Genomic DNA, 10,354 nt, shown 5'->3' with positions numbered 1-10,354 from the left:
TTTGCTATGTGAAAGTAGGACATTACCAGGCTTCAAATAAGAGAAACCCGTTACAGCAATGTGACGGGTTTTTTGCTATCTGCGACTTATTAAAAGCCAAGAGCCCATGCCGAACTCAGTAGTCAAGCAAAACAGCGCGAAAGCCAGCCCCGCACAAGGCAGACAAGCACAACGTAGCATCCCATTTGCTATGTGACTCTCTACCGCTGCGGGCACCATGACATTACCAGGCTTCAAATAAGAGAAACCCGTTACAGCGATGTGACGGGTTTTTTGCTATCTGGGGTTTAGTAAATGGCCAAACTATACCGAACTTTTAGTACATGCTTACATAATAATTGAATGGTCGCCTAGGCTATTTTAATTATCAATATTTTCTATATAGTCTTTTAACTGTATTCACTATTATCAAAATGATCCTTTCCAATTAAACTAACTTCATAAAATATTTACTTAGTATAAGTTTTGGAGAAAAACATGGCTCATCAAATTATCAAAGATTTACACAATCGTTATACTGCTAAGCAATATGATTCATCAAAACGTATTTCTGATGAAGATATTGAAGTAATTAAAGAGGCTATTCGCTTGTCAGCTTCTTCAATTAACTCGCAACCTTGGAAGTTTATTCTGGTTGAAAGTGAAGAAGGTAAACAACGCTTACACGATACATTTGCTAACAAACACCAGTTTAATCAGCATCATGCTAAAGAAGCATCGCATACATTATTACTTGCTTATGATCCTAAGTTTACGAAAGAAAAATTTTCTAAGCGTGTCGATGTAGAAGTCAGCTCTGGCCATTTACCAGCAGATATGCGCGATAACTTTATGGGTGCATATGCATTTGCTGAAATGAACACAGATGAGAAAGGTTACAACGGTAGTTGGACTAAGGCGCAGGTTTACTTAGCACTTGGTAATGTGCTGCACACATTAGCGCGATTGAACATAGCGTCGACTCCAATGGAAGGCGTTGACCCGGAGCTAATTAGTGAGAAGTTTAATGCTGAACTTGACGGTCATATTTGTGAAGTTGCACTAGCAATGGGTTACCCTAATACCGACGAAGACTGGAACCATGGTTTGCCAAAGGCGCGTTTAGCGGTAGAAGATATTATAACAACTGTATAGCATAAAAAACTTTATTAAAAAGCCGAGTCTATCTCGGCTTTTTTGTGTCTAAAATAAGCCATACGCTTCCGTATTTTCAGTTTCTACCTGTAGTTCAGTCGGCTTAAATATGGAACTCGGATCGATAAGCACACTATGATTTTCTCCCATTTTTATTAAGCCTCGCATCATACCTTTAGTTTGTGGATCTATATCAAAGCCTATATCAGTTAGCTTATCTAATGGTTTTATATCTTCTTTTTTATAATCTAGGCTGTCTTCTACTTTATCGACCAGCAACCCCACATGAGGGTTTATACCGTCTTTCGTTGTGAATACAATAATTGGTTTGTAATCCAAAGTTATTTGCTCTTGTGCTGATTCAAACAGTCTCTCTAACTGAGCAAGACTGCTACGTTTTATCTTACTAAGTAAATAGCTTACCTGTTTATGTTCACCTTGCCTGTGAGCAGTTACGGCTTGTCTAGCTTGTTCTAGTAATAATTCAAAAGGCTCATTAAAGCGTGACATAGTAAGTTTTAAATCAGGGTTGTCTGTATTGAACTCCTGGAAAAAAACAATAAAGTCTTGAAGCTCAGTTTCATTAATAACTAATTTTTCTGATTGATTTAAGAGGTTTGTTTCGAGTGTATTAAACCATTTGGTTTGTTTGTCTTGCCAGGATCTTAGCTGTTTTAAAATATGTTTGTTGCTTTGCTCTGTTGATATATTATTTAAGATAATTCCTAAATCGAAAACTGGCGTAGGGATATCCATATAATCTTTAACACCAATAAAGCTTTTGTTGTTGTTTGGTAGTGTTGTGAGATTATTATCAAAGCGCTCGGTTAATAAGATATCAAGTATTTTCAGTGAAATGGTTTTGCAGCCCACTTTAAAGTTTATTAATTCCATGCCTTTATCTTAATTTACCCATTAATGTATTAAGAATAGAACAAATTTACCAAATAGCTTAAGTAACTGTGGTAATTAATCATTGTATTAAGGGGGTGGGTTATTTAATGGCTTTAGCTAGTTTTAACACTGCTTGTTTAAAGCATGTTTCAAGCTCTTTTTTGCCTTGTATATTTAATTGCTCAATGACGTTTGTATCGCTTTCATTTTGCAAAATTAAGCTAATTAATAGTTGCTTATCACTTTGCGTTAAACAATTAACAACAGAGGGTGCCAGAGTTACAACTTGCCAAATAGTAGCTGTAATACTAAATCGAGAAAAGTGATTATTAAGTTGTCGTATTAAACGTTTTTTGATGTCTGAACTGATAGGTCTATCTGTAAACGAGGAAATAAGTACATTTACAAGCTGCCAATCAAGGTGTTTAAAGTGTGTGAGTAAAGCATAAAATATATCGGTTTGAAATTCAGCTTTTAATAGTTTCAGTGTACCCGTATTGTTGTTTAAACATTTCACAACGAGTGCTGAATGCTCGCCAGTGCTTTTATCTTTTTGATAACCCAGCTTTATAGTGCTAAACCCTTGGCTTTGCCAAAATTTTAATAGCTCAGCCGTAGCGCCAAAACTAGCACCAAACCAATGGCACTCATTACTTACTCTTGATTCGCAAAAACTCAGTAGGGCTTTACCTACTCCTTGACTGTGAAGATTAGGGGCAACAGCAATTCTTACTACTCGAGCAGAGAGTTGGGTAAGGCACTGGGGATCACTGCTTAGCTGCGAGAGAGTTTGTGCCATTAGGTGCCCTTGTGGGCGGCGTTCACCTTTAAGCACCTGCTCAGTTAGCTCGAGGGGTAACCCGCCTTCTATTGTAACTAAACACACCCCCACTAAGTGATTATGTGTTTGGGTTATGAACAATCGTTGTGAGGGTGCATCAAGTAGTTGGCGTAAATCGTTAACGCTACTTTGGTAATGTGCTAAGGCAAGTAATGCAATAACCTGCTCAAGTAACAGCTCGTCATTTGTGAGTTGTTGCTGAGTAATTTCACTGTGGACTAGGTTATTTAAGCCATTGCTTTGTATTTCTTCGTACTGTGCTTCGAGTGCGAGCAAAGTGCGTATATGGCGCTCTAGCGGATCGGCTTTTGCAAACCTTAACGGTTCATCAAGTGTGATAATATTAGCGGCTTTATACTTTGCTTTAATGTACTGACTAAACCTAATTGTATAGCCTCTACCATTACCCTCATAACCTACTAAAGTACTTGCAAATACAATGCGCGGATACTGTTTCAGCATTTTTAATAACAGAGGAACAGGAATAGCAGCCGCCTCGTCAACAAGTAATAAATCACACTCTGGCAACGAGTCTAATAATGAATCTGGAGCAATATACTGCAAATTAGCAAGTTGCTTACTTTTACCATCGAAGGGTATGTTTAACTCATTACTTAAATGTTTAAAGCTGCTATGAGTGGCTTTAAATTGTGTACTGCAAAGTAGTATTTTTTTATCGATAAGCTTGGCGGCAGCAAGTCCAAGCGCTGCTGATTTACCACGACCTCTGTCGGCATTAATGAGTAAAGGGCGATTGGCGCGACCATGAGCCACTTTAATTATATTTTCTACACAATGCTGTTGCGGTTCAAAATCTATTTTATTGGCAGAGCTTTCTCTGCTGATATTACCTGTACAGCCATGTAATTCACTAAAGTGATAAGCGGGTAACGATTGTACAACGCGGGCAATGCGTTCATTAAAAAAGCTATAGCTTACTTTATGCCCGTGAGACTGCACTGTGCTTAAGGCAGGATCTGGCCAAGTTGAAAGCTCGCTTAGCTCTGGTAGCAGTAAATATAAAATACCGCCTGCTTTTACTGTACCTGCAATAGCTGCTAATTTATCAGGGTGCAAGCCACTAAAGCCATCGTATACGGCGTGAGAATATTCTTGCCCTAAAATTTGATGAGTACAATTAGGCCACTGCGCGTTATTTAGTCTGGTATTTTTAGAAACGACGAATGTATTTTTATTTTGAAGTAATTCACCTAACAGCTCGTAGCACCAAACAGTACTGCCAGTAATAAGTACCAGTTGGCGATGATGAGCGCCAACTAGTGTTTTTTCTAACGTGTTTATGTGAGCTTTATACAGCTTGTAATCGTGCATAAGCCGTTACTAGCCATTTACTGCCAAGGTCGTCAAAGTTTACCTGTACACGCGACTGTGCACCGCTACCTTCATAGTTAAGTACCGTACCAATACCAAACTTAGCATGCAGTACACGTTGACCTAAGTTAAAGCCGCTGTCTTCAAAGGCGGCATGGCTTACTGATGCACTAAAGCGACCAGCTGCCGGTGGTCGCGAAACTTGCGTTTTAATACGAATTTCTTCAACGCAGTCTTCGGGGATTTCGCGTAAAAAACGTGAAGGACTATGGTACTTCTCTTGTCCATAAAGGCGGCGGCTTTCGGCATGGCTAATGTATAGTTTATCCATTGCACGGGTCATGCCTACATAACAAAGGCGGCGCTCTTCTTCTAAGCGGCCAGACTCTTCATTACTTTGCTGCGAAGGGAACATGCCTTCTTCAACGCCCACCATAAACACAAGCGGGAACTCTAAGCCTTTAGCTGAATGCAGAGTCATCATCTGCACGGCATCTTCGTGCTCGTCGGCTTGTCCTTCGCCAGATTCAAGCGAGGTATAGGCTAAAAAGCCTTGCAGTGGTGAGCTAAACTCTTCTTCTTCAGGGAGTTCGTATTGATCACACGCGCTTATAAGTTCTTCTAAGTTTTCTACACGGGCGCGGCCTTTTTCACCTTTTTCAGCTTGATACATAGCCATAAGGCCAGAGGTTTGAATTGTGTATTTAGCTTGTTCTTGTAAAGTAAGATCGCTAATCTTGTCTTCCATGTGCTCAACAAGTTCTACAAACTTTGTTACAGCGCCAGCTGCTCGGCCCGATAAGTGCTGTTGTTCAACAATAGCTTTAGCTGCGTACCAAAGCGGAAGTGACTCAGCACGTGCACAATCACGTATATGACTTAATGTTTTATCGCCAATACCGCGAGCAGGAGTATTGATTACACGCTCAAATGCGGCGTCGTCTTGGCGATTACCTACTAAGCGTAAGTACGATAGCGCATCTTTAATTTCTTGACGCTCGAAGAATCGCATACCACCGTAAATGCGATATTTTAAGCCTTCTTGCAGCATGGCTTCCTCGAGTACACGAGATTGCGCGTTACTACGGTATAAAATAGCGGCGTCTTGCAACGCGTTACCAGCATTTAACCAGCTACGTAATTTGCTACTCACAAAGCGGGCTTCGTCTAATTCGTTAAATGCGGCATAAATAGAAATAGGTTCGCCGTCGTTGCCGTCGGTCCATAAGCTTTTCCCCATACGCTCGGAGTTATTTTTTATAAGCGCATTAGATGCTTTAAGAATAGTTGCGGTTGAACGGTAGTTTTGTTCAAGGCGAATGGTTTCAGCGTCAAAGTCAGTTAAAAAGCGTTTTATATTTTCTATTTTAGCGCCGCGCCAGCCGTAAATACTTTGGTCATCGTCGCCAACAATCATTATGCTGCTAGTATCGCCGGCAAGTAACTTTAACCATGCGTACTGAATGGTATTAGTATCTTGAAACTCGTCTACTAGCATGTGCGCAAAGCGCTGTTGGTAGTGGCGAAGTAACGTCGGGTTATTTTTTAATACTTCATAGCTGCGTAGCAGTATTTCAGCAAAATCGACCAAACCAGCCCTGTCACACGCTTCCTGGTAGGCGGCATATACACGCAGCATCATTTGCTCGTTTATATCATAAGCTTGAATATCTTTAGGGCGAAGTGCTTCGTCTTTTTTAGCGCTTATGTACCAACCAAACTGTTTTGCAGGCCACTTTTTATCATCAATATTCATTGATTTTAATAAGCGCTTGATCATACGAAGTTGGTCATCAGAATCTAAAATTTGAAAGGCTTCTGGTAAGTTAGCTTCACGGTGATGAGCGCGTAAAATACGGTGTGATAAGCCATGGAAAGTACCAATCCACATCCCGCCAACCGGTGCTTTTAAGGTTTCTTCAACGCGGGTACGCATTTCTTTAGCTGCTTTATTGGTAAAAGTTACCGCAAAAATACTATAAGCTGATGCTTGTTCAACTTGCATAAGCCACGCGATACGATGAACTAACACTCGTGTTTTACCAGACCCAGCACCGGCCAACACCAGCATGTTTTGTAATGGGGCTGCAACGGCATCGCGTTGTTTGTCATTTAAGCCGTCGAGTAATTCTGAAACGTCCATCGTTACGCCTTTTTAATCAATATTGAGGGCAGTATAACAGGTGTTTTTGTTAGGCTAAATAAAATACTGTTTTTATGAACAGCTATTATAAAAATAGCCTCTAAAACCAATCAGCTGGATAGTTTTTGGCGTGGATAAGTGACTAAAATTAATAATAAAAATAATCAAATTGACCTATATTTAGTAAAAAATACCAAAGTAATTAATGAGTCGTAATTTAACTAACTGATTTTTAAGCTTTAATAAATTGGCATAAAGTGTGATAGTAAGTAGATAACTAAAATTTAAAATTAATTAACTACAGAGGTGAGTATGGCTGATCAAGGGTCTGGCGGTAATGTGATTGCTGCATTGTGTAATATATTTTTTCCTGGTTTAGGACAACTAGTACAAGGGCGTATTTTAGCGGCTATATTTTTTGCGCTAGCTATTGTTATAAGTTACGCACTTATTTACGTACTCGTTGGTTTTGTATTAGTACCTATTATTTATTTATGGTCGATAATAGATGCGGCACGATACCGCTCGCGAAGTTAGGTATTTAAACGTTTTACAAAAATAGCGCCCAATGGCGCTCTTTTGTTTTTTAGGGTCGGCGTTACAGCTAATTTACGGGTATAATCGCGTTATTAACGTTTAATAAGTAATAGCTATGGAATATCAATTTATACGTGACCCTATTAGTGGTTTACGAATTAAAATAAGCAGCGAACACGCAATAATAGGTCGTTGGTTAAACGAAGAAATTGGCAAAGACAAAGTCGCTATGGTGCAAGCACTTATTGTGTCGGTCAAAACGAGTTTTGAGCCAGTTACTCTAAAAGGCCAAGAAATAGATTTAATTTTATCTAAAGATGAGGCCTTATTTGAGGCTCATGCTCTGCACCAAGACAGCGAAGACTTAATTGCCTATCAAGATGATGATTTAATGCTTGAAGAGAACGACTTAAGCAGTGGTTGTGGTTTTGAAGACTTTGTTGATTTAATCGAGTCGTGGGCTGAGTTTACCAGTAATCGATAAAAATAATTAAAACAGACATAGCAAATGCAAAAACAGCGCTTTCTCTGTATTATTAAAACAACTAAAAAACGACAGGAATTGATATGTCTGCCAATTTAAATAAGCTAGTAGTCATGCTAGAAATGCAAAACGCCATGAATACAAAAGTGCATGAACAATGGTTTACACAAGGGTTTGAATGGTATCGCGCTATTTGGGTTGAGTGTGCCGAAATGCTAGATCATCATGGCTGGAAGTGGTGGAAAAAACAAACACCCGATACCGAGCAAGTTATTTTAGAATTGGTTGATATTTTTCACTTTGGTTTGTCGCTACGTATTGACGGAAAAACAAGCTATCAAGACTTAGCAAAGCAATTAGAAAGTGAGTTGAGCCAAGTTCAGCAAGCTGATGACTTTAAGCAAACGTTAGAAATACTTGCGGCATCTGCTGTTGCAGATAAAGCGTTTAATGCATCAGCATTTGCCGGTTGTATGGCACAAATGGGCATGGATATTGACGATTTATACCGTGGTTATGTTGGTAAAAATACCTTAAACTTTTTCCGCCAAGACCATGGTTATAAAGACGGTAGCTACATTAAAGTGTGGAACGGGCAAGAAGATAACGAGCACTTAGTGGAAGTAGTTAAAAGCCTTGATACCGAACATGCAGACTTTGCAAAGTTAGTTTATCAAGGCCTTGAGGCACGTTACCCAAAAAGCTAAATAATAGTACGGTAGTCGGTTACATTTAAGTAATCGGCTATTTCGTTGTGTGGTTGCTGACTGTCGGGGTTGGCAACCGCAAGTAAGTGTCCAATGCCGTATTCTTTTGCGGCATTTAATACAGCTATGCTGTCATCAACAAACAAAGTACGTGTTTTGTTAAATCCTAAATCATTTTGTACTTGGTGCCATAAACTTTGCTGCTCTTTACTTACGCCATATTCATGAGTCGACACTACACCATCTAAATAATTATCGATTGCGGTGTGTTCAAATTTCATCATGACGTTTTCTGGATGTGCGTTGGTAAGCAATATAAGCTCTTTTCCTGCTTTTTTTAGCTCCGTTAAAAAATAGGGCACGTCGTCACGAACTTTTATAAGGTGCTGTGTTTCTCGCTTTAAATCCATAATTGGTAATTTAAGCTGATCTTCCCAATAATCTAAGCAATACCACTCAATTTGGCCGCTTACAGCTTGGTAACGTTTAAAAATATCTTCTTTTGCTTCGCTCAGGCTTATATTTTTCGCTAAGGCGTGTTGCTGTGGAAGAACAGTTAACCAAAAATGGCTGTCATAATGTAAATCGAGGAGTGTTCCGTCCATATCAAGTAAAACGGTATCGATTTTTGACCAATTTAGCATGGGCTTTTCCCTGTGAAAAGTTTATGATTAAGCACAACTGCCATGATAGCAAATTAACGCCAATGACACAGAAAAAGCATCCAACACCTCCTCAAATCCTAAGTAATAATGTTGTCGCTAAAAGTCGCCTATTTACTGTGGAATCTTTAGAGCTAAAATTTTCGAATGACGAAGAGCGTCAGTATGAACGTATTCGAGGTGGTGGCAGAGGCGCTGTAATGATTGTGCCTATAACGGCTGATAACGAAATGCTGCTAGTGCGTGAGTATTGCGCGGGCACCAATGACTACCAGCTAGGCTTTCCTAAAGGACTGATCGACCCAGGCGAAACACCAGAGCAAGCTGCTAATAGAGAACTTAAAGAAGAAGTAGGTTTTGGCGCAGACTTTTTTAAACCATTAAAAACAGTGACCATGGCACCTAGTTATTTTAATGCCACCATGTATATTTTATTTGCTAAGCAATTATATCCGCAAACACTTCCAGGCGACGAGCCTGAGCCTTTAGTTGTTGTTAAGTGGCCATTAACGCAATGGCAGTCATTATTAGAGCAAGATGATTTTACCGAAGCACGAAGTGTTGCCGCTTTGCTATTATTAGATAAGTACTTAGCATCTGGAGCTGCCGATGAATAAATTATTAGAACCTTGTATTGAATTAGCCGAACGTGCAGGCGATGCCATTATGGCTATATACAAAAAAGATGATATTGGCCAACAAGAAAAGTCAGACCACACACCAGTAACTAAAGCCGATTTAGCTGCAAATGATGTGCTTGTTGCAGGCTTAAAGGCACTTGCGCCCGATATTCCTATTATGTCGGAAGAAACACCTATTCCTGCATTAGCCGATAGGCAAGATTGGCAGCGTTATTGGTTACTTGATCCCATGGATGGCACAGGTGAATTTATTTTAGAAAGTGGTGATTTTGCAGTAAACATTGCGCTTATTGAAAATAACCACCCTGTGTTGGGTGTAATTCATTGGCCGTCAAAAGGTATCACTTACTTTGCGAGTGCTAAAAATGGTGCTTTTAAGCGTGAAGAAAAGAGCGACACACGAATATACGTAGCTCCGCCTGAAAGTTTAACACTAGCGGTAAGTCGCCGTCAGAAAATTGAGTCGGTGAGTCAATACTTAAATAGCCAATTTACAACTATTGCAGTTGGTTCGTGCTCGTTAAAAGCATGTATTGTTGCTGAGGGTAAAGCGGACTGCTTTTTAAGAATAGGCCCAACGGGTGAGTGGGATACAGGGGCTTCACAAGTTATTGTAGAAGAAGCCGGCGGCTGCATTACTGATGCAGAGTTTAACCCTTTAACCTATAACCAACGTGAGAGCACTGAAAACCCAGACTTTATTGTAATGGGCCACCCTGATTGGGAGTTTCAAAAAATGATTACTCCTCACCAAAGAGCGAGTATAGAATAGAGTTTTGATTGCTTTTTGTTCACTTGAACAGTTTTAGGTAGTTAAAGCCTTGCATTATAAGTTTATTCCTATATAGTAGCGCTCTCTTCAAGGCAGGCTCGTAAATATTACGAAAATGTTTTAAAGAAATTACAGGCGCGGGATGGAGCAGCCTGGTAGCTCGTCGGGCTCATAACCCGAAGGTCGTCGGTTCAAATCCGGCTCCCG

General features: G+C 39.8%; 10 protein-coding genes. 6 read left to right on the top strand and 4 right to left on the bottom strand.

Going from position 1 to position 10,354, the window contains the following annotated elements:
• Nucleotides 1–477: 477 nt before the first annotated feature.
• Nucleotides 478–1,134, top strand: a complete 657-nt coding sequence (locus R0J88_RS18545; RefSeq protein WP_010557628.1) for a nitroreductase family protein — start codon at nucleotides 478–480, stop codon at nucleotides 1,132–1,134.
• 48 nt (nucleotides 1,135–1,182) lie between these two features.
• Here R0J88_RS18545 and R0J88_RS18540 read toward each other — a convergent pair whose 3' ends face one another.
• The 3 genes from R0J88_RS18540 to uvrD all read right to left on the bottom strand — a co-directional run bounded on the left by R0J88_RS18540 (nucleotide 1,183) and on the right by uvrD (nucleotide 6,344).
• Nucleotides 1,183–2,028, bottom strand: coding sequence for a chemotaxis protein (locus R0J88_RS18540; protein WP_410900673.1), 846 nt, complete (start codon nucleotides 2,026–2,028; stop codon nucleotides 1,183–1,185).
• Between the two features lie 100 nt (nucleotides 2,029–2,128).
• A complete protein-coding gene (locus tag R0J88_RS18535) occupies nucleotides 2,129–4,201 on the bottom strand; it encodes a GNAT family N-acetyltransferase (RefSeq protein WP_410900672.1) in 2,073 nt (690 codons plus the stop codon).
• The gene (uvrD, locus tag R0J88_RS18530) at nucleotides 4,179–6,344 is read right to left on the bottom strand and encodes a DNA helicase II (protein WP_410900671.1); all 2,166 of its coding nucleotides are present in this window, start codon (nucleotides 6,342–6,344) and stop codon (nucleotides 4,179–4,181) included. Before uvrD ends, R0J88_RS18535 begins: the two co-directional genes overlap by 23 nt.
• A 312-nt stretch (nucleotides 6,345–6,656) precedes the next feature.
• Between uvrD and R0J88_RS18525 the strand changes: the two genes are divergently transcribed.
• The 3 genes from R0J88_RS18525 to R0J88_RS18515 all read left to right on the top strand — a co-directional run bounded on the left by R0J88_RS18525 (nucleotide 6,657) and on the right by R0J88_RS18515 (nucleotide 8,072).
• Nucleotides 6,657–6,881, top strand: coding sequence for a hypothetical protein (locus tag R0J88_RS18525; protein WP_006791382.1), 225 nt, complete (start codon nucleotides 6,657–6,659; stop codon nucleotides 6,879–6,881).
• Nucleotides 6,882–6,996: 115 nt separating this feature from the next.
• Nucleotides 6,997–7,365 carry a YacL family protein gene (locus R0J88_RS18520; RefSeq protein WP_058429964.1) on the top strand — a complete coding sequence of 123 codons (369 nt, stop codon included), beginning with the start codon at nucleotides 6,997–6,999 and terminating at the stop codon, nucleotides 7,363–7,365.
• Between the two features lie 83 nt (nucleotides 7,366–7,448).
• Nucleotides 7,449–8,072, top strand: a complete 624-nt coding sequence (locus tag R0J88_RS18515; protein WP_006791380.1) for a dUTP diphosphatase — start codon at nucleotides 7,449–7,451, stop codon at nucleotides 8,070–8,072.
• Here the strand turns inward: R0J88_RS18515 and yrfG are convergent.
• Nucleotides 8,069–8,716: a GMP/IMP nucleotidase gene (yrfG, locus tag R0J88_RS18510; protein WP_006791379.1), complete on the bottom strand. Its 648-nt coding sequence runs from the start codon at nucleotides 8,714–8,716 to the stop codon at nucleotides 8,069–8,071. The two genes, R0J88_RS18515 and yrfG, sit on opposite strands and share 4 nt — an antisense overlap.
• Nucleotides 8,717–8,778: 62 nt before the next feature.
• On the opposite strand from yrfG, the gene nudE reads away from it, so the two are divergent.
• Both nudE and cysQ read left to right on the top strand, forming a co-directional pair.
• Nucleotides 8,779–9,351, top strand: a complete 573-nt coding sequence (nudE, locus tag R0J88_RS18505; protein ID WP_410900674.1) for an ADP compounds hydrolase NudE — start codon at nucleotides 8,779–8,781, stop codon at nucleotides 9,349–9,351.
• Entirely contained in the window at nucleotides 9,344–10,147 is an 804-nt protein-coding gene (cysQ, locus tag R0J88_RS18500) for a 3'(2'),5'-bisphosphate nucleotidase CysQ (protein WP_006791377.1), read from the top strand. Before nudE ends, cysQ begins: the two co-directional genes overlap by 8 nt.
• Nucleotides 10,148–10,354 lie beyond the last annotated feature (207 nt).

The organism is Pseudoalteromonas sp. SIMBA_162 (genome assembly GCF_046535955.1).
Taxonomy (GTDB): Bacteria; Pseudomonadota; Gammaproteobacteria; order Enterobacterales; family Alteromonadaceae; genus Pseudoalteromonas; species Pseudoalteromonas marina.
The sequence above is the reverse complement of the archived record's forward strand: the minus strand, read 5'-3'. Positions and strand labels throughout refer to the sequence as shown.

What these genes read in the sequence shown, in the direction of transcription:
- uvrD (WP_410900671.1), bottom strand. Translation starts at nt 6,344, where the DNA reads ATGGACGTTTCAGAATTACTCGACGGCTTAAATGACAAACAACGCGAT.
- cysQ (WP_006791377.1), top strand. Translation starts at nt 9,344, where the DNA reads ATGAATAAATTATTAGAACCTTGTATTGAATTAGCCGAACGTGCAGGC.
- nudE (WP_410900674.1), top strand. Translation starts at nt 8,779, where the DNA reads ATGACACAGAAAAAGCATCCAACACCTCCTCAAATCCTAAGTAATAAT.
- R0J88_RS18520 (WP_058429964.1), top strand. Translation starts at nt 6,997, where the DNA reads ATGGAATATCAATTTATACGTGACCCTATTAGTGGTTTACGAATTAAA.
- yrfG (WP_006791379.1), bottom strand. Translation starts at nt 8,716, where the DNA reads ATGCTAAATTGGTCAAAAATCGATACCGTTTTACTTGATATGGACGGA.
- R0J88_RS18515 (WP_006791380.1), top strand. Translation starts at nt 7,449, where the DNA reads ATGTCTGCCAATTTAAATAAGCTAGTAGTCATGCTAGAAATGCAAAAC.
- R0J88_RS18535 (WP_410900672.1), bottom strand. Translation starts at nt 4,201, where the DNA reads ATGCACGATTACAAGCTGTATAAAGCTCACATAAACACGTTAGAAAAA.
- R0J88_RS18540 (WP_410900673.1), bottom strand. Translation starts at nt 2,028, where the DNA reads ATGGAATTAATAAACTTTAAAGTGGGCTGCAAAACCATTTCACTGAAA.
- R0J88_RS18545 (WP_010557628.1), top strand. Translation starts at nt 478, where the DNA reads ATGGCTCATCAAATTATCAAAGATTTACACAATCGTTATACTGCTAAG.
- R0J88_RS18525 (WP_006791382.1), top strand. Translation starts at nt 6,657, where the DNA reads ATGGCTGATCAAGGGTCTGGCGGTAATGTGATTGCTGCATTGTGTAAT.